This window comes from Magnetospirillum gryphiswaldense MSR-1 v2, from assembly GCF_000513295.1.
Lineage (GTDB): Bacteria > Pseudomonadota > Alphaproteobacteria > Rhodospirillales > Magnetospirillaceae > Magnetospirillum > Magnetospirillum gryphiswaldense.
In genome coordinates, this window is the sequence record NC_023065.1 from 2,570,886 (window position 1) to 2,588,525 (window position 17,640).

22 protein-coding genes and 1 tRNA gene are annotated in these 17,640 nt (G+C 63.3%); 7 read left to right on the forward strand and 16 right to left on the reverse strand.

Annotation, left to right across the window (positions count from 1 at the left end):
• Positions 1-13: 13 nt before the first annotated feature.
• On the reverse strand, positions 14-1,168 hold the full coding sequence (locus tag MGMSRV2_RS12130) for a hypothetical protein (protein WP_011899518.1): 1,155 nt from the start codon (positions 1,166-1,168) through the stop codon (positions 14-16).
• A gap of 13 nt (positions 1,169-1,181) precedes the next feature.
• Between MGMSRV2_RS12130 and MGMSRV2_RS12135 the strand changes: the two genes are divergently transcribed.
• Positions 1,182-1,715, forward strand: a complete 534-nt coding sequence (locus MGMSRV2_RS12135; protein ID WP_011899519.1) for a hypothetical protein — start codon at positions 1,182-1,184, stop codon at positions 1,713-1,715.
• Here MGMSRV2_RS12135 and MGMSRV2_RS12140 read toward each other — a convergent pair.
• The 8 genes from MGMSRV2_RS12140 to MGMSRV2_RS12170 form a co-directional block, all read right to left on the reverse strand.
• Positions 1,709-2,485: a hypothetical protein gene (locus MGMSRV2_RS12140; RefSeq protein WP_011899520.1), complete on the reverse strand. Its 777-nt coding sequence runs from the start codon at positions 2,483-2,485 to the stop codon at positions 1,709-1,711. The two genes, MGMSRV2_RS12135 and MGMSRV2_RS12140, sit on opposite strands and share 7 nt — an antisense overlap.
• Positions 2,467-4,809, reverse strand: a complete 2,343-nt coding sequence (locus MGMSRV2_RS12145; RefSeq protein WP_011899521.1) for a VirB4 family type IV secretion system protein — start codon at positions 4,807-4,809, stop codon at positions 2,467-2,469. Before MGMSRV2_RS12145 ends, MGMSRV2_RS12140 begins: the two co-directional genes overlap by 19 nt.
• Positions 4,806-5,132, reverse strand: a complete 327-nt coding sequence (locus MGMSRV2_RS12150) for a hypothetical protein (RefSeq protein WP_011899522.1) — start codon at positions 5,130-5,132, stop codon at positions 4,806-4,808. The genes MGMSRV2_RS12145 and MGMSRV2_RS12150 overlap by 4 nt, the downstream gene beginning before the upstream one ends.
• 5 nt (positions 5,133-5,137) lie before the next feature.
• Entirely contained in the window at positions 5,138-5,449 is a 312-nt protein-coding gene (locus MGMSRV2_RS12155; RefSeq protein WP_106001518.1) for a hypothetical protein, read from the reverse strand.
• Between the two features lie 11 nt (positions 5,450-5,460).
• Positions 5,461-5,934 carry a hypothetical protein gene (locus MGMSRV2_RS12160; RefSeq protein WP_011899524.1) on the reverse strand — a complete coding sequence of 158 codons (474 nt, stop codon included), beginning with the start codon at positions 5,932-5,934 and terminating at the stop codon, positions 5,461-5,463.
• Positions 5,934-6,641 carry a nucleotide-binding protein gene (locus tag MGMSRV2_RS12165; RefSeq protein ID WP_242410676.1) on the reverse strand — a complete coding sequence of 236 codons (708 nt, stop codon included), beginning with the start codon at positions 6,639-6,641 and terminating at the stop codon, positions 5,934-5,936. Before MGMSRV2_RS12165 ends, MGMSRV2_RS12160 begins: the two co-directional genes overlap by 1 nt.
• Positions 6,642-6,668: 27 nt before the next feature.
• A complete protein-coding gene (locus MGMSRV2_RS21135; protein WP_144084303.1) occupies positions 6,669-7,025 on the reverse strand; it encodes a hypothetical protein in 357 nt (118 codons plus the stop codon).
• Between the two features lie 174 nt (positions 7,026-7,199).
• A tRNA-Lys gene (locus tag MGMSRV2_RS12170) sits at positions 7,200-7,275 on the reverse strand.
• 188 nt (positions 7,276-7,463) lie between these two features.
• Here MGMSRV2_RS12170 and MGMSRV2_RS12175 point away from each other — a divergent pair.
• On the forward strand, positions 7,464-8,822 hold the full coding sequence (locus MGMSRV2_RS12175; protein ID WP_024080643.1) for a TrpB-like pyridoxal phosphate-dependent enzyme: 1,359 nt from the start codon (positions 7,464-7,466) through the stop codon (positions 8,820-8,822).
• Here MGMSRV2_RS12175 and MGMSRV2_RS12180 read toward each other — a convergent pair whose 3' ends face one another.
• The 3 genes from MGMSRV2_RS12180 to MGMSRV2_RS12190 form a co-directional block, all read right to left on the reverse strand.
• Positions 8,823-9,209 (reverse strand): hypothetical protein, encoded by a 387-nt coding sequence (locus MGMSRV2_RS12180; protein WP_024080644.1) that lies wholly within the window; start codon positions 9,207-9,209, stop codon positions 8,823-8,825. It abuts the gene before it with no gap.
• A 16-nt stretch (positions 9,210-9,225) separates the two neighbouring features.
• The gene (locus MGMSRV2_RS12185; protein WP_024080645.1) at positions 9,226-9,747 is read right to left on the reverse strand and encodes a hypothetical protein; all 522 of its coding nucleotides are present in this window, start codon (positions 9,745-9,747) and stop codon (positions 9,226-9,228) included.
• A 124-nt stretch (positions 9,748-9,871) separates the two neighbouring features.
• On the reverse strand, positions 9,872-10,810 hold the full coding sequence (locus MGMSRV2_RS12190; protein ID WP_024080646.1) for an EF-hand domain-containing protein: 939 nt from the start codon (positions 10,808-10,810) through the stop codon (positions 9,872-9,874).
• A 390-nt stretch (positions 10,811-11,200) separates the two neighbouring features.
• Between MGMSRV2_RS12190 and MGMSRV2_RS12195 the strand changes: the two genes are divergently transcribed.
• The 3 genes from MGMSRV2_RS12195 to MGMSRV2_RS12205 are packed head-to-tail and all read left to right on the forward strand — an operon-like array spanning position 11,201 to position 12,536.
• On the forward strand, positions 11,201-11,770 hold the full coding sequence (locus tag MGMSRV2_RS12195; RefSeq protein WP_242410677.1) for an RNA polymerase sigma factor: 570 nt from the start codon (positions 11,201-11,203) through the stop codon (positions 11,768-11,770).
• Positions 11,767-12,090 (forward strand): hypothetical protein, encoded by a 324-nt coding sequence (locus MGMSRV2_RS12200; protein WP_024080648.1) that lies wholly within the window; start codon positions 11,767-11,769, stop codon positions 12,088-12,090. The genes MGMSRV2_RS12195 and MGMSRV2_RS12200 overlap by 4 nt, the downstream gene beginning before the upstream one ends.
• Positions 12,090-12,536, forward strand: coding sequence for a periplasmic heavy metal sensor (locus MGMSRV2_RS12205; protein WP_041633601.1), 447 nt, complete (start codon positions 12,090-12,092; stop codon positions 12,534-12,536). Before MGMSRV2_RS12200 ends, MGMSRV2_RS12205 begins: the two co-directional genes overlap by 1 nt.
• Before the next feature lie 3 nt (positions 12,537-12,539).
• Here the strand turns inward: MGMSRV2_RS12205 and MGMSRV2_RS12210 are convergent, their stop codons facing one another.
• Positions 12,540-12,968 carry a hypothetical protein gene (locus MGMSRV2_RS12210; RefSeq protein ID WP_024080650.1) on the reverse strand — a complete coding sequence of 143 codons (429 nt, stop codon included), beginning with the start codon at positions 12,966-12,968 and terminating at the stop codon, positions 12,540-12,542.
• Positions 12,969-13,060: 92 nt separating this feature from the next.
• Here MGMSRV2_RS12210 and mutL point away from each other — a divergent pair, with 92 nt between their 5' ends.
• Positions 13,061-14,872, forward strand: coding sequence for a DNA mismatch repair endonuclease MutL (gene mutL, locus MGMSRV2_RS12215; RefSeq protein ID WP_024080651.1), 1,812 nt, complete (start codon positions 13,061-13,063; stop codon positions 14,870-14,872).
• 42 nt (positions 14,873-14,914) lie between these two features.
• Here mutL and MGMSRV2_RS12220 read toward each other — a convergent pair whose 3' ends face one another.
• The 3 genes from MGMSRV2_RS12220 to MGMSRV2_RS12230 form a co-directional block, all read right to left on the reverse strand.
• The gene (locus MGMSRV2_RS12220) at positions 14,915-15,367 is read right to left on the reverse strand and encodes a flagellar biosynthesis repressor FlbT (RefSeq protein WP_024080652.1); all 453 of its coding nucleotides are present in this window, start codon (positions 15,365-15,367) and stop codon (positions 14,915-14,917) included.
• 99 nt (positions 15,368-15,466) lie between these two features.
• A complete protein-coding gene (locus tag MGMSRV2_RS12225; protein ID WP_041634445.1) occupies positions 15,467-16,069 on the reverse strand; it encodes a 2-hydroxychromene-2-carboxylate isomerase in 603 nt (200 codons plus the stop codon).
• 9 nt (positions 16,070-16,078) lie between these two features.
• Positions 16,079-16,747, reverse strand: a complete 669-nt coding sequence (locus MGMSRV2_RS12230; protein ID WP_024080654.1) for an SDR family oxidoreductase — start codon at positions 16,745-16,747, stop codon at positions 16,079-16,081.
• Positions 16,748-16,864: 117 nt separating this feature from the next.
• On the opposite strand from MGMSRV2_RS12230, the gene MGMSRV2_RS12235 reads away from it, so the two are divergent.
• Entirely contained in the window at positions 16,865-17,626 is a 762-nt protein-coding gene (locus MGMSRV2_RS12235) for a class I SAM-dependent methyltransferase (RefSeq protein ID WP_024080655.1), read from the forward strand.
• Positions 17,627-17,640 lie beyond the last annotated feature (14 nt).

A 17,640-nucleotide genomic window follows, 5' to 3' on the forward strand; every position in this document is an offset into this window, starting at 1 on the left:
CACGGGCGGGCCGTCAGGCCCCGCCGCCGGGCTTGTTGAACTTGTCGGCAAAGCGGTTCTGGATTGGGTTCTGTTGGTTGATGGTTCGGAACTTTTCCGCCAGCATCTGGCCCGCCGCTTGCGGGTTGGAGGATGCCGCCTGCACCATGTCGAGGCTGGCGCCCAACGCACCGGCGGCCTTTCCTGCCATCTGTGCTCCCGGCAGGGCTTTCTTCATGCCGAACATGGCACTGGCGGCAGCGCCGGCGGTCATGATGCCGGCGGCTGTGTTGGTCAGGGCGGTTTGAGCGATGGAATTGGCAATCGCCGTGCCCTCGGCCATTAGTGCCGTGCCAGCCCAGCCCAAAAACAAAATCACCAGGAATTTCGGATTGCTGATCGAGGCGAAATCGTTGAGTGCGTCACCCACCAGCTTGGTCGGTTCGAGCGTCAGCCCTTTTACGCCGTAGATGGTTAGTGCCAGGGCAGCGGTGCAAGCAAACAGCACCAGGATACTGGCCAGCAGGGTCTTGGCTCCGGCCTTGGCCATGTCGCGGCCCCAACCGAAGGCGAAGGCCATGAACAGGAAAGGGGCGAAGACGCCGACCATGGTGGCGCGGAATATGGCCACCACAACTTGAGATGAGTAAGCCACTACCAGCAGGAAATAGGGCACCACCAGAACGACGGCGTAGATATAGTTCTGGATTTCGTACAGTGCGCCAGCTTTGGCGATGGTTTCCGCTGCCTGGAAGACCTTGACCACCGCCAGTTCACCATTGGCCGCCAAGGCGACCAATCCTGTATGGCCAGTGCTGGCCTGCCCGTCGCCAGCGATGGAAAAGACTGCCGCCGACGAGCCGCCCATGATTGCAAGTGCGGATGAATAGACATATGAAATCAATGCGTTGGCTTGACTGCCCAACAGCAGGCCGGTTATCGTAATAAAGACAAAATCCTGAATTATTTTCCATTTATCGGTGAGGCGCAGCGGCAATTTTATGGCCGACACGACGACCCAAAGTCCGGCCAGAGAGGCGAACAACATGAGCATCGGTTCGTACAGCGTAGTACTGAGGTCGTCGGTAAAAGACTGGGTCAGATTGACGTATTGCTGGAGTGGTTCGCAGGTCCAGCACGTGGTTTCCACATCGCTGCTAATCGCAGTCGGGACAGTACTATTGGCCATATCACTGGTCTCCATGAGTGCGCAGGCCGGCACCCTGGGAGGGGTTGCCCATGGCCGGCATCAGGATTTCTACGATTGGGAATTCGCCAAAAAGGTGTGGTTCGAGATGAACACCTGGGAGGCCGAAGAGAAGGAGTGGGCAAAATATGCCGCTGACTTCGATCTCTGGATGCTTGAGTGGAAGAAAAATAATCAGACCGCCAAGAAGCTTCTTGCTAGTTACCCGCCGGAAAAGCGAAAGAATATTGAACGGGCCTATGACATTCAGATGGCCTGGGATACTTGGTACGATGGCCTTTATTGGCCATGGTTTAACAATTACAGAGGAATATCCCAGGTATCCCCGCGACTGGATAAGATAAAGGCGCTGAAGTCGTTTGATCAGCGGCGCGCCGAGGCGAATGCTCTCAACGCCTCTTCCGGTCCCTGTAACCCGCAAAAATTCCTGCACGAATGCGGTCCGTGGCCCGACTGGCGCTCGCCCGAGATGAAGGCCGAGGAACGTAAACTGGAAGAATTGCGGGCTGGTCGGTTGAAGGGTCACTGATCGCCCTCCTCTTCCAGCTTCAGATCATCCAGCGGCAGGCCGGCCTTGATTTGGCCGGCGGCTTGCAGCTTCAGCATCTGCGCCAGAAGCTGGTTCTGGCTGGCCATGGCGCGGGCTTGCAGGATTTCCGTTTGCGCCTGGACGTGCAGGCGCTCTTGTACGGTTTGCGCCTGGCCTAAATTGGCTTGCAAATCGTCGGCAGCGTCGGACAGCTTCTCCGCTTGCTGAAGCTGCACATCGGCTTGGGCCAAGCTTCTGACCGAAGTGTCGGCCAGCAGGGCGCTGCGATGGGCGGCGGCGGCATGGCGAAGCGCCTTTTGCTCGTTGAACGGCAGGTTGGCCAGTTTGCCTTGATTGACGAACAGGGCGTCGCGGTACTTGCCCGAGGTCTCGCAGATCGAGGCAAGGTTCAAATCGGTGAACTTGATGCCCCAGCCCATGCCGTCGGGCATCAGACAGCGAATGTCGCTTTTGATTTGCGCCTGCATCTTCATGATGTTGGGGATCGGCAGGGTGATATTGGTGATCTCACCGATGGCGTCCGACACCTCGTTGACGAACTTGCTGATATCGTTGAGGAACATCACGGATTCTTTGAGCTCGGCCAGTTGCTGCAACTCAGCAGCCACCGAAGCCTTCATTTCCTTGATTTGTTCAATCGCCTTGCCGACCATGGTGCCGTCGAATACCGGCTGATCGGCTCGCGCCAACGGCACGGCGACGACCAGGGAAATGGCGACAATTCCGGCAATCAGATATTTGCGGGCCATTGGTCCCCCCACTGTTCCTGAATTTTGAGCAGATCGCGCACGGCGTCGGGGCCGGAGCGGTAGAAACGAAGCGGCTTGCCCAGCGGCGCCAGATTGACGTCGAGGATCACCGATTCCTCGAAACCGGTGGCTGCGTCGCGTTTGACCAGCAGCACCTTGCGGCCCTCGCTGGCGCCGAAGATGAAAGCCTCTTGCTCGTCGTTCAGATTGAAGGCGGCATAGGCCTTGCGGTTGCCCTGGGGATTGGGAAAGAAGAAGAACGACGCGGTGTTCTCGATCACCGCATCGGCGATGCCCGATTTGTGCAATGCGCCGGGGTCTTGGAAGGCCATGCCGACGGCGCCGCCGAACTTGCGGTATTCGCGGTACATTTCCGCCGCCAGGGCGCAGAAGGCCGGGTTGAGCAGCAGCTTGGCCGCTTCGTCGATGAAGATGGCGAAACCACGGGTGCGACCGGATCTAGCCAGACGCTCGATGGCGCTGGCGATATGGGCGACGACGGGCGGACCAAGGGTGGGGTCTTCCAGTGCCTCGTTCATGTTGATGCCGGTCATGAATGACTGGCTCAGGACACTGGCAAGGCTGTCGCGGGGCGCGTTGAAGGTGTTGGCGTAAAGTCCCGCCCGCTCGCGCTGGTCGGTGACCCAGCGGCTGAACACCTTGCGGGCATTGCTTTGCGCCGGAAAGGTCAGGGGAAAGATTTTGTCGAAAGTCCGCGCCTCGATGGGCAGGGTGAAGGCGGTTTCGACCACATGGGACAGAATGTCCTCGATGCCGTCATCCTGGCCGGCATCGCCCAACATGGACCGCACTTGCAGCGCCAGGCGCTGGCGGTTCAGCCCCGTATCCTCGATATCGAGGGGATTGAGCGCCAGCTTGTCGAAGGGCTGATACTGGCCGCCCATGGCTTCGACGGTGAAACGAGCCCCTTCCTTGGAATCGAGCACGAAGGATCGCACCCGGTCGAATTTCGCCAAGCCGCCCAGCAGATGCATAATCAGGCTGGTCTTGCCGACACCCGCCGGGGCGACGACAAGGAAATTGGCCAGGGCCTTTTCCTCGTTCTTGCAGTGAAACTGGAAGGCGTAATCCTGGCCGCCACCGGTGGTGAAGCTGCGCACCGGCGCCGGGCCGAAGGGCGATTCGGCCAGACCGACCGGGGCGCTTTCAAACGGCCAGATCGCCGCCACGTTCTCGCCCATCAGCTTGAGCGGGCGCACCAGCCTTTCCCGTTCCGGCATGCGGTTGAACCACATCACCGCCGCTTCTCTGGTCTGCACCGAATAGGTGACGCGGCGATTGCCGAGAATGCGGGCGATGGTCGCCGTCAGGGTTTCGATCTCTTCCGCCGTTCGCGCCCGCATGGTGATCGCCGCCTGGGTGTTCAGGCGCGAGGTCTTGCCCTGTTGCAGGATTTGGATGCAGGCCAGGGCTTCGGCCTTGGCCGCGTCCGCCGCCAACGGATTGTTGGCCGCCCGCTTCAACAGCATCACTTCGGTGTCGCGGTTGAGGGGCACGCAGACTTGCGACACTTCGATCTCGCCGGCGATGGCCATCAGCTCGTGCAGCAGGTGGCCGGACACCAAATCCGGCCAGTCGTGCACGGCCATAATCCGGTGCAGCCAGGGGTGCGGCAGGTGAATGGTGAATTGCCCGCTGGCCTTGTCGAAGATCGGTGAGGATGCTTGCAGATTGGCCGAGATGTTCGACGACACGGCGCGCAAATCGTCGCGCAGATCGCCGCAGACCAGGAAATTGAGGAAGCCGGTCAACGGGCAGTCGCCCAGCGGATCGAGCGGACGTTCCAGCCGTTCCGGTTGGTATTTGGCCAAGAGTGCCGCCACCTTCTCGTCGGCTTCTTCCAGCTTGGTCATGTCCTGGGCTTGCAAGGTCATGTACCGGCGCAAGGCCCAGGAATTGCGGTAGCGTTCGGCTTCGGCATCGCCGATCTCCTGCAACGCCGGCGACGGCCAGATGGCGCCCAGCAGGGTTTCCTTGCGGCGTTTGACGGCGAAATTGCGCATGACCACGCCCCGCGAGGCGCAGGCGTGAATGAAATCGGTGCGGCCCTGATGCAGCGCGAATTGTTCCCCTTCCGGCTTGGTGTCATAGGCCATGCCGCCGATGCGGTAGGCGCGCATGAGCGTGCCGGCCTTGGTCCGCACGGTCATGCCGTCGGGATCGATGCGATCCAGTTCCAGTTCCTGGCCCAGCCAGTCGAAGGCGACCGAGCCGAAGGACAGCCGCCTGGCCGCCGGCACCATCAAGGTGCTGGCGGCCAGGGCGGCGCTTCCCATGCCGAGCGCGAGCGGCCACAGACTCATGAGCGGCCCCCGGTGTGGGAGCGTTGCTTGGGGAACGCTCCGGTGAGTAGCCCTCGGCGGGAAGAGAAGCCCCAGAATTTGAAGGTGCTGAGAACAGCGGATTCGATGTGGCGGTCGGTCCGCCCCAGCCGATGGGTTTTGACCAGCCCGATCACCGTCACCAAAGCCGCCCCGATCAGGGCGATGGGGACGGCGCCGGCCAGGACCAGGACCACATAGGCGACGGCGCCGCCGACCAGACTGAGGATGGTCAGAATGGGCGGCAGACCGAAGATGGTCATGGGATATTGGACATGGGTGAAGATGACCGACCGCGCTTTCATGACGGTCAGCCCTGCTTCATCAGGTCGATCCACCAGATGATGGCGGCGGGGCCGATGCCGACCAGCAGGCCGCAGGCGAACAAGGTCACCAGCACCGGGCCTTCCAGCCGCTGTTTGACCGCCGACCAGATGGCGAAGCCGACGATGCACAGACCGATGACGCCGCCGGCGATGGCCACCAGGGATTTGGTCAGCGAGGTGACGCCTTCATTGAGCGGCTGCACCCAATCGGCGTCCGCCGCCAGTGCCGGCAGGGCGAAGGCCGCCGCCAGGGTGACGACGAAGGCGCCGAGGAACAGGATTTGCTTCTTGGTCATGATGGTGTCTTTCAACGGATGAACAGGGTGAGGGTTCCGGCAACCAGACCGGCGCCGAGCAGGGTGAGGACGGTGAGGACGATGTGAACGCGGCGGTGCCGGCGCAGTTCGGCGCGAAGCTGTTCCATGGTGGCGGCTTGGCGCTCGACCAGGGCGAAGGCGTTGTCGATGGACGCCTTCACCGTCTTGTCCTTGAGGCTGGCCAGAACGTTTTCCACCGCTTCGGCGCAGGCTTCGCCGGTGGCGCCGAGGAAGCCGCGGATGGCGCCGTCGTGACACCTCAGCATGGCCTCGTAATCGGCGATGAAGCCCTGATGCAGACTGACCAACATCAGGATCGGATCGTCGCTGGACACGGCAACGCCATGCGCCCGCACCAGCATGGCGCGGGCCTCGTCCAGGCTCATGGCCCGCATCGCTGGCGGCGTGTCGCCGCCAGCTTGCAGAACTTCGCCCGTTTCAGGGTCGAAGACCGGCGTATCCATCACAGGTTCGCCTTGGCCATGTTGGCGAACAGTGTCCGCTTCATCATCTTGAGGCGCTGACGCTCCATGATGGTGAAATCGGGGCTGGCCACCGCCTCATCGAAGGTCAGGCGCCGGGTCATGATCTTGTTCATGTCCAGGCCGAAGGTTTCCGGCTTGACCGCCGGAATGGTCACCAGGGCCTCGACCCGCCCCTTATGCTTGTCGTAGACCTTGCTGTCCTCGAAGCCCTTGCCGTTGTGGACCGCCTTGCCGAAATACTCGTTCAGCCAGACGACGACCGGGGCGGCGGGGATGTTGCGGCACAGCGACGAAAAGCCTTCGATGGTGTCGGCCAGGGCTTGGCCACCGGTAATCACCGAGTGAAGGCGGATCGAATGCCCAGCTTCGGTCAGCAGACCGGCCACGTCGTTTTGCAGCAGGTAGCTGCACAACGGAACGAAGGTGCTGGCACCATTGTCGATGACCATGCGTTCGCCGCTGCCGGTCATGATCCGCTCGATCAGATGATCGAAGGTGCGCGGATTAATGTCATCGCCTTCCATGATATCGAGGGTTTCGACATCGAAGGCGCGATAGCCGCTGAAAGTGGCGTTGACCGGATCGGTGTCCAGGCACAAAGGCTTGAGGTCGGGCGTGCTGATGTATTGCGCCAGCAACGAGGCGATCAGCGATTTGCCGACACCACCCTTGCCTTGAAGGATCATTTCAACCTGCATTTGTAAGTGCTCCCGTTACCATTGCTCGTCCAGATCGGCCCGAGCGTTGTGAGCGAACGTGGCAGTGGGGCCGGCTTCCACGGGGGAAGTCGGATACGCCACGTTCTGGCGGTTGACCGAAACGGTCACGGGGAGGGGAGAAGCAGCCAGGGCTACAAGGTCGCGACCTGTAGACGGGCTGGATGACGGTTGTTGATCTTTCAGGCGGGCATTGACCTGGGCATAGAAGTTCTTCTCGGTCACCGTAACGTGACCCAGTGTCTTCAGTTCCAGCCAGATTTGCCTTCGGGTTGTTTGTTCAAGCCGCTGTGAAATCAAAGGCCAAAGGGCTGCGACTTCACGTTTTGCTTGACCCCAGCGGATCGCCGTCAAATACTCCCCCAATCGTGATCATTCGGTCACGATTCGGCGAGTGGTCCTAAATAAGCATCCCTTCCGGGACACCATTTCCCCATCCGTCGAACACGTTTCCGGATCAAGACGGCGACGCACCTTGCCGCCAAAAGCGAAACCCCCGGAAAGCGATGCTTTCCGGGGGTTTAAACTTGGTGGGCGCTGTAGGATTCGAACCTACGACCCGCTGATTAAGAGTCAGCTGCTCTACCAACTGAGCTAAGCGCCCGCAATATGCCGGGGTGCACCCCCTGCGGAGGACGGCTTTATAGTCGGATCGAAACCGGCTGGCAAGGGGAAAATTTCGACTTTTCCGCCAACCTCTTTTCGCCCCCACTCTTGGCCTTTGAGGAACGGCGGATTACAAAGACCACAAGCCCGATCCGGGGAAACCAATTCAGAAGGGAACTGTCCGCCATGACCGATTCCGTCAAGTTCTTCCTGCCGGAAGAAAAGATGCCCAAGGCCTGGTACAATCTGGCCGCCGACCTGCCGGTGCCGCTGCCGCCGCCGCTGCATCCGGCCACCGGCCAGCCGCTGGGCCCGGACGATCTGGCTCCCATCTTCCCGCAGGCGGTCATCGCCCAGGAAATGTCCACCGAACGCTGGATCGACATCCCCGCCCCGGTGCAGGACGTCTATCGCCTGTGGCGCCCGGCGCCGCTGATCCGCGCGCGGCGGTTGGAGCGCGCCCTGGGCACCCCGGCCCGCATCTATTTCAAGTATGAAGGCGTGTCGCCCGCCGGCAGCCACAAGCCCAACACCGCCGTGCCCCAAGCCTTCTATAACCAGCAGGAAGGGGTCAAGCGCCTGTCGACCGAGACCGGGGCGGGTCAGTGGGGCTCGTCGCTGGCCTTCGCCGGCTCGCTGTTCGGCCTGGAGGTCGAGGTCTTCATGGTCAAGATCTCGTACAATCAAAAGCCCTATCGCCGCGCCTTGATGGAAACCTATGGCGCCCGCTGCATCGCCAGCCCGTCGACGCTGACCGCCTCGGGCCGCGCCATCCTCGAGCGCGATCCCACTTCCAACGGCTCGCTCGGCATCGCCATTTCCGAGGCGGTGGAGGTGGCCGCCACCCGCGACGACACCAAATACGCCCTAGGCAGCGTGCTCAACCATGTCTGCCTGCACCAGACGGTGATCGGCGAGGAAGCCATGTTGCAGATGGAAATGGCCGGTGACAGCCCCGACGTCATTGTTGCCTGCACCGGCGGCGGCTCCAATTTCGCCGGTCTCGCCTTCCCCTATATCCGCGAGAACCTGAAGGGCGCCAAGACCCGTATCGTCGCCGTCGAGCCGGCCTCGTGCCCGACCCTGACCAAGGGCAAATACGCCTATGATTTCGGCGATACCGGCCATTTGACCCCGCTGGTCAAGATGCACACCTTGGGCTCCACCTTCATGCCGCCGGGCTCGCATTCGGGCGGGCTGCGCTATCACGGCATGGCCCCCATGGTCAGCCACGTCAAGGAATTGGGATTGTGCGAAGCCACCTCCTATGCCCAGACCGAATGCTTCCAGGCAGCGGTGACCTTCGCCCGCGCCGAGGGCATCATCCCCGCCCCCGAATCGTCGCATGCGGTCAAGGGCGCCATCGTCGAGGCCCTGCGTTGCAAGGCCGAGGGCAAGGCGGAAGCCATCTTGTTCAATCTATCCGGCCACGGCCATTTCGACATGCAGGCCTATACCGACTATTTCGCCGGCAATCTGATGGACCAGCCCTATGACGAGCGGGAACTGGAAGCAGCGTTGTCCACCCTGCCCCAGGTCGGCTGATCAGCCCAGCCAGCGCGACAGCAGACCCTGCGGCTTTTGCCGCAGGGTCTCGCATTGGCCGACCACTTGACACAGCAAGGCGGCCACATGGTCGTCGGTCAGGGTGATGGCGGCGACGGGCGCGGGCAGATCCGTGTCCACCCGGGTATCCAGCATATCGAGCAGGCGGCTGTCCAGCCGGCGCGAGCGGGGCGGCCACGTGGGGGCGTTTTCCCAGCATCTCAGCATCACCCGCCCGGCCCCGTCCAGGGCGCGGTCGAGATCGCCATGGGCCTTCAGCGCGCACAGCGCCAGCCATGGCAATTTACGCATACATAATATGGTGAAGGCGCGCACGCTGCCGCTGGCGACGAAATCCATCACCTCATCGTCGGACAATGTCAGCATGCGCGTCTCCTTGCGGTCAGGCCTTGATGTCGACCAAACCCTGCGACACCAATTGCGTCATGTAATCCTGGGTCTTACCCGAGCCGGCCCCTTGCGAGGCTTCCTTCAGCGATTCCAGCAGTAATTCCAGCGCGGTCTTTTCGCTGTCATCCTCGTCTTCCTCGCTGGTTTCCTCGACCTTGCCACCGCCACCAGCGGGCGGCGGGCCGCCGGCACCGGCGGGCGGCGGACCGGATGGGCGTCCGGCGGCCATCTTGGCCTCGAAGGCATCCAGGGCGGCGCCCACCTGACTGGCCTCGTCGGCGGTCAGGGTGCCACTTTCCACATCGGCGGCCAGTTTCTGATCCAATGCCGCCCGCACGGTGGACGGATCGGTGCGGCCACCGCCGGCGGCCATGGTTGATTGGGCGACACTTTCCAGCGTTGAACCGATGGATTGGGCTTTTTCGGCACTGACGCCCTTGGCTTCTAGTTGCGACGCCAGGGCGTCTTGCAGGGCTTGCGGGCGCGGGCCGTTGGTGACGGATGAAAGGCTCATCTGCGTTTTCCCTTGTTCTCGAGACGGTCGGGTGGTTTCTCCACCGTCCGATTACACGGGGCATGGGGGGCGGACCCTGCGCGGTGAAATCAATATTTTCACCGCGCCGATCCAACCCCTTTCATCAGGCGCTCAGCGACAGGGCGGACACCGTGCTGTTGGAGTAAAGCGACGATCCGCTTTGCTGCGACTTGGTATAGGCCTCGATGGCCGAGATCAGTTGCTGCAAGGCGGAATTGCCGGTCTCGCCACTGGTGGCGGAGGTTCCCTGTTCCAGGACGGCCAGCAGCTTTTCCACCAATTCCTGATCGTCCGACGACATCCCGGCCATATCCGATTCGGATGGCGGCGGCGGTGGTCCCTGCATGCCGGCGGCGAACTGATCGGCGGTGATGGATTCAGCATCTTCACCGGCCAGACTTTCAAACAAGGCACTGGCCTGTTCCTCGCTGACGTCGTCGGGACGACCGGCCAGGAACTCTTCACGCGTGACCACGCCATCTTGATTGGTGTCCAGCGCGTCGAACACCTCGTCCGACTGGCCGCCGCCCTGCCCACCCCCACCACCGGGCGGCGGCGGCGGCTTTTGCATGGCGGCGACAAAGCTTTGCTGGTCGATGCTGTCGGTATTTTCACCGGCGATCTTGTCGAAGAAGGCACTGGCCTGTTCCTCGCTGACCTCGTCGGGCCGACCGGAAACGAATTCATCGCGCGAGACCGAGCCGTCGCCGTCGGTATCAAGCTTGGCGAACAATTCCGACGCATCCGGGCGGTCGCCGCCGCCTCCCATATTACCGGCCTGGGCCTGGATCATGCCCGCCTGCATGCTGGCGGCCATCTGCTGGAACGCCGTGGCCAGGTCGCTTTGACTAAGGGCGCCGCTGCCTTCACTGTCCAATTTATCGAACAGCGATCCGGCCTTGTCGGCGCTGACATCGTCGGGCGCGCCGTCGATGAATTCATCCCGCGTCACCGCGCCATCGGCATTTACGTCGATGCGGGTGAACATCTTTTCAAACTGGGCCGAGCTGAATGAGCCGAGCCCGCCGATACCACTCGTCATGGTTTTTCTCCATCGCAAGGGTAAGCCGGCAATCCGGCTCACAATTGCTTTCACGAGTGGCAAATAAAAACCATGCGCATTTTTTGAGAAAAAATTTTTTATACTGATAAAATGAAAACAAAAATAGCGGAAGCACCACAAATATGGTGTCCGTTGTTTTATTTATTGCAGAACCGTACTTTATTGGTACAAAGTTCCCCTGAGCACGCTGACCTTTGCAAGGACAGGGCCAATTCGGGTCCGGCGCAAACCCTGGCAAAATCGCAGCGACAGAAGCCCTCCTCCCCAGAAGCGGGAAAACAATGCCGGCCCCGCCGGCAATTTTTGCCGAAGCGGGCGGCAGCTTTTGCCGCTCTTTGGGGTGGAGTGCGTGATGGTGCGGGCATGGGCATGACCCCCAGCCACAGCGATGACGACCTGCTGGAACAAACCGCCAGCGGCGACCGCAGAGCCTTTCAGGCGCTGATGGATCGCCACGCCCGCGCCATGCTGGCCCTGGCCCAGCGGGTCAGCGGCAACCCGGACGACGCCGAGGAATTGGTTCAAGACGCCTTCCTGAAGGTGTGGACCATGGCGCCCAAATGGCGCCGCGATGGCGGCGCCCAGTTTTCCACCTGGCTTTACCGGGTGGTGCTCAACGGCTGCCTGGATCGCCGCCGCCGCCCGGCCTGGACCGGGCTGGACGACATGGAGGAACTGGCCGACACCAGCCCTGGCGCCGCCCAGCAGGCCAGCCGGCGCCAGACCCGCGACCTGATCCTGGCGGCGATGACGGCCATCCCCGAACGCCAGCGTGCAGCCCTGTTCCTGCATTATTTTTCCGAAATCAGTGCGCCCCAGGCGGCCCAGGTGCTGGAGGTCAGCGTCGCCGCCATGGAAGCCCTCTTGATACGGGGCAAGCGTGCGCTTAAGAATGAACTGATGCGCCGCGGCGTCACCACTATGGGAGACATGCTGTGACCCCGGATGGGCTTGACGACCTGATTCGGACCAATTTCCCCGCCCGTGACGTTGGCCCGGCCCAGGTCCAGCGGGTGATGGATGCCGTCATGGCCCGGCTGGACCAGCCGCAACCGATTACCTTCTGGCGCCGCCTGCTCGACCTGTTGTCGGAATTCACCCCACCGCCGCCCGTACTGCTGCGGCAAAGCGCGGTGCCGGTGGGTCTCGCCCTGGTGCTTGGCCTCTATGTCGGCCAATACCTGCACCAGCCGACGCAAAGCCCGGCCCTGTCGGCCCTGCTGCCCTCGTCTTCATCGCTGTTGCTGGCGGGGTATTGATGACGCGGCATCCCTGGTTTCGCTTCGTCTTGCCGGCGTCGCTGGCGCTCAACGCCTTCCTGGTCGGCATGGCCGTCACCTTGTGGCTGCGCCCTGCCCTGCCGCCACCGCCGCCGCGACCGGACGCCATCATCGCCGAAATGGCCGCCATGCTGCCCGCCGCCGATGCCGACATCCTGCGCGCCAGCTTCGCCGCCCGCGCGCCGCGCCTGGGTGATCGCCCGCACAATCGCGCCGAAACCTTCGAACGCATCCGCAACGCATTGCGGGCCGAATCGTTCGACGCCCAGGCGCTGGCGACCATCTTCGCCGAGGGCCGGCAAAACCGCGACCGCATCGACGATTCCATCGAAACGGCGTTGATCGACGCTGCTGGCAAGATGTCGACGGAAGGCCGACGCAAGCTGGCCGATTGGCGCCCGCCGTTTCCGCCGCCGCCTCGCTGAGGATTAATCAGGAATCCAGGTCAAGGTGGCGCCGCCTTCGCACAATTCGCTGAGCTTGGCCGCCGACAGCCGCTGCGGCAACACGCCGTTGACGATCACCGTCCCCAGCTTGGCCAGCCGCCACCCGGCCTTGACGCATTGACTGGCGGGAACGTCGGAGGCGACGACATTGATGCGCCCGCTGCCCTGCACCGCGCGCAATTGACCGCCCAAAGCATGAAACGCGGGAACGTTGCCGCCCGCCGCCGCCGCCTGCATCTGCGCCAACAGCATGTCGGAGGGGTCGATGTCGGCCTCGCCGCGCCCCAACAGCAGCCACAGGGCAACGCCGCCGCCCAGGAGCATGGCCGCCAAGCCGGCCCCCAGCCAAACCGGATGGGATTTGTGCGGCGGATGAAAGTTCGTCGAATGCTGCATCGTCTTGGTCGCCATGGGAGCCTCGCAAGCCCGATCCCTTGTGCGTATCATAGGAGAGATGTGGTGAAGATATGGTGAAGTCAACCCGGGCGCGGTAATATCGGGCCATGCCTATCCGTTTGCTCCCCCCCACCCTGGTCAACCAGATCGCCGCCGGCGAAGTGGTTGAACGCCCCGCCTCGGCCATCAAGGAATTGGTGGAAAACGCCCTCGATGCCGGGGCCAGCCGCATCGACGTGGTGGTGACCGAGGGCGGTCAGGCGCTGATCAGCGTCACCGATGACGGCGGCGGCATGGCGCCCGATCAATTGGAACTGGCGGTGGAACGTCACGCCACCTCCAAACTGCCCGATGACGATCTGGTCCATATCCGCCATCTGGGCTTTCGCGGCGAGGCGCTGCCCTCCATCGGCTCGGTCGCGCGCCTGACCATCACCTCACGCCCGCACGGCGCCGACAGCGCCTGGGCCTTGACGGTGGAAGGCGGGGCCAAGGGCCAACCGGTGCCCGCCGCCCACCCGTCCGGCACCCGGGTCGAGGTGCGCGACCTGTTCTTCGCCACCCCGGCGCGGCTGAAATTCCTGAAGGCGCCGCGCACCGAACTGACCCATGCGGTCGACGTGCTGGAACGTTTGGCCATGGCCCATCCGCAGGTGGGCTTCTCGCTGTCCGACGGCACTCGCCCGGTGCTCAAGCTCGCCGGCCAAAAGGGCGAGAGGGCCGAGGCGCTGCTGGCCCGCCTGGGCGCCATCATCGGTCGCGATTTCCAAGACAACGCCGTGCCGCTGGATGCCGAGCGCGACGGCGTGCGCCTGACCGGCTGGGCCGGCCTGCCCACCTTCAACAAGGGCACCAGCGCCTATCAGTATCTGTTCGTCAATGGCCGCCCGGTCAAGGACCGGCTGGTCATCGGCGCCGTCAGGGGGGCCTATCAGGACGTCTTGTCCCATGACCGCCACCCGGTGGTGGCGCTGTTCGTCGAGGTGCCGGCGGATGCGGTGGACGTCAACGTCCATCCGGCCAAGTCGGAAGTGCGTTTCCGCGAGGCCGGGTTGGTGCGCGGCCTGATCGTCTCCGCCATTCGCCATGCCTTGGCCGCCGCCGGTCACCGCACCGCCAGCACGGTCAGCGATGCCGCCCTGGGCGCCTTGGGGGCGGCGGCCAGCCGCCCAGGGTTCAATTACCAATGGCAGCCCCGCCCCAGCCAGGGGCAGATCTGGCAGGCGGCATCGGCCCAGGCGCCGCGTCAGGACTGGGGCTTGGCCGAAGCCCTGCCCGGCCTGCATCTGCCGCCACAAGCGCCGGCGGCCGAAGACAACGCCCCCCTGGACAATGTGGATTTCCCGCTGGGGGCGGCACGGGCGCAAGTGCACGACACCTATATCATCGCCGAGACCCGCACCGGCATGGTGGTGGTGGACCAGCATGCCGCCCATGAACGCCTGGTGCTGGAACGCATGCGCGCCGCCCAGGCCGAAGGCACCATAAAAACCCAGGCGCTGCTGTTGCCGGAAGTGGTGGAACTGGGCGAGGCCGGCGCCGCCCGCGTGGCCGAGGCCGCCCCCGTACTGGCCGAATTGGGCTTGGTGGTGGAAGCCTTCGGCCCCGGCGCCGTGGTGGTGCGCGAAACCCCGGCGCTGTTGGGCGAATGCGACGCCCAAGCGCTGGTGCGCGATCTGGCCGACGATCTGGCCGAATGGGGCGAGGCCCTGAAGTTGCGGGAAAAGTTGGGGGATGTGTGCGCGACCATGGCCTGTCACGGCTCGGTGCGGGCGGGACGACGGCTGTCGGTGACCGAGATGAATGCGCTGTTGCGCCAGATGGAGGCCACACCGCTGTCCGGCCAGTGCAACCATGGCCGCCCCACCCATGTCACCTTGGGGCTGGCCGATATCGAAAAGCTGTTCGGGCGGCGTTAGCCTACCGTGAAAAAGTCTGCAGGCTTTGCCTCGGGTACCGCGTCAGCCCTGGCTGTCGTCGCGGGCCGGGGTTTCGCCCAGCTTGGCGTTCCACTGTTGCGCCGCCTTTTCCAACTGGTTCAGCACCTCGGTCTCGTGCTTGAGCAGCTTGCGCGACGATTTCAACGCCTTGTAGTACAGCCCGGCCTGAACCTCGTCGCGGATTTCCTGACCGATCTCCACCGCTGACGGGCACGCCTCCAGATATTCCACCAGATAGTGAGCGAACAAGTTCAGGTAATGGTCGCGCTTGTCGGGGAAAATATAGGCGCATTGCAGGCAGAAATAGACCCGCGCCGCCGGCGTCGCCGTGTCTTCGTTGGTCAGGATTTCCTTTTGCCGCAAGATATTGGATTCGTTGTGAATCCTAAGCTTGGTGTTGGCCCCGGCATTTTCGATGACGGCGCCATTGATGATGACTTTTTCACCGGGCTTGAGATCGATCAGCAAGGGCAAGGGAACTCTCCTGAAACGCGGATTGTGGTCACAGAATTATACCCTTGCACCGCCCGGCGCAATGGCGCGCATGCGCCGCCGGCGCAATGGCGGCAACGCTCACCAGCCGCCGGTTTCCAGCCAGCGGCGCACCATGGGCAGGCGGTCCGAGCCCCAGAACGGCTCGTCGTCGATGATGAAGAAGGGCGAGCCGAACACGCCGCGCCCGATGGCCGCCTCGGTCTCGTCGCGGCATTTGGCCTTCCAGGCCGGGTCGTCCATGGCGGCCAGGGCCGCCGCCCGATCATGGCCGCATTCGTCGGCGATGGCCGCGACCACCGCCTTGTCGCCGATATTGCGACCATGGGCGAAATAAGCGGCGAAAATGGCGCGGGCAAAGGCCTTGGCCGCAACTCCATCCGACGCATCCTGCCACCAGAACACCCGCGCGGCGGCGACGCTGGCCACCGGGAAGGGATCGGGAAAGGCGTAGGGGATACCGGTCAGCCGTGCCAACCGATCCCAGTCGTGCCGGCTATAGGCGCCCTTCAGCGGCTGCTCGATCAACAATTGATTGCCCGAGGCCTTGAACGCCGGCCCCAACAAAATGGGCACCCAGCGGCAGGGCCGACCGGCCCGCGCCGCCTCGGCCTCGATGGCATCGGCGGCGAAATAGCCGTAGGGCGAGGAAAAGTCGAAGTAGAAGTCGATGGCGTTGGTCATCTCCATCCCCTACCAAGCCACTTCGGTGCCGTCAAAATGGAAAAACTTACCACTGTCGGCAAGCTTGGCTTTATCCAGCACCGCCCGCATGCCGGCCACCGCTTCCGGCGGCTCCAACGGCGCGTTGGCGCCGCCCATGTCGGTGCGGACCCAGCCGGGCGACAGCGCCAGCACGGTGATCCCCTTGTCCTTCAGGTCCAGGGACAGGCTTTTGATCACCATGTTGAGCGCCGCCTTCGACGCCCGATAGGCATAGAAGCCGCCCGAGCTGTTTTCCGCCACCGAACCCATCTTCGAGGAAATGGCGGCGATGATGCCCCCGGCCGGTACCTGATCGGCGAACAATTCGGCCATCTGCAACGGCGCCAGGGCGTTGACCCGCATGACCTTCAGGAAACCATCGGCATCGACACTGCCGAAGGACTGATCCTGGCCGTAAATGCCGGCATTGTTCAAGACAACGTCCAGTTGAATGCCGGCCAAGGTCTGCTTCAATCGGCGCATGGTGCCGATGTCGGCCATATCGGCCACATAGACCTCGCCGCCGGCCTCGGACGTCGCCCGCCCCGATAACGGGTCGCGTACGGTGGCCAACACCCGCCAACCAGCGGCGGCGTATTGGCGGACGAATTCCAAACCCAACCCACGGTTGGCACCAGTGATCAATATGGTCGGCATCGCATCCTCCGTTTCGGTGAAAGCGATGGTAACCCTGTGCATACGCGATGACAAACCCCAGACGACACGTTATGGTCGTTTCGGGATGCGCCCGACTAAAGTGGGGGATCAAAGGGCATGCTTCTTGAAAATGGCCAGGACGCCACCGCGTTCAGCGATTATCGCGCCGGCTTCCCCGACTCTCTGGCCCACCGCCTGCGCGATTTCGGCTTCGCCGCGCCGGACACGCGCATTCTTGACCTGTGTTGCGGCCATGCCGATCTGTCGCGCATGTTCGCCGCCGCCGGCGCGACCGTCACCGCTTTGGACCTGTCGGCCAAGGCGCTGGAGCGGGCGCGGGCCAATTGTGCCGGTCTGATGGTTGATTTCGTCGAAGCCCGGGCGGAAGACAGCGGCTTGGCCGCGCAATCCTTCGACGGCGCCATCGCCGGCCAATGCTGGCATTGGCTGGACCGCCGCGCCGCCGCCGCCGAGATGGCCCGCCTGATCAAGCCCGGCGGCCTGTTGGCGATCTGCCATTTCGACTGGCTGCCTTTGCCCGGCAATGTGGTCGCCGCCACCGAAGAGATGATCCGCAAATGGAATCCGGTTTGGCCCATGGGCGGCGGCACCGGCATTTATCCGCAATGGCTGGGCGACATGGCCGTCGCCGGTTTCCATGATCTGGAAACCTTTTCCTATGACGTGGCGGCACCGCACAACCGTCAGGAATGGCGGGCGCGCCTGCGCGGCACCGTCGGCATCGCCGGGCGGCTGTCGCCGCAACTGATCCAGGATTTCGACCAGGATTTGGGTCGCATGCTCGACACCCGCTTCCCCGGCGAGCCACTGATGGTGCCTCACCGGGTCTGGGTCGCCTTAGGCCGCCGCAAGGGTTAGCCCGGCACGGGCCG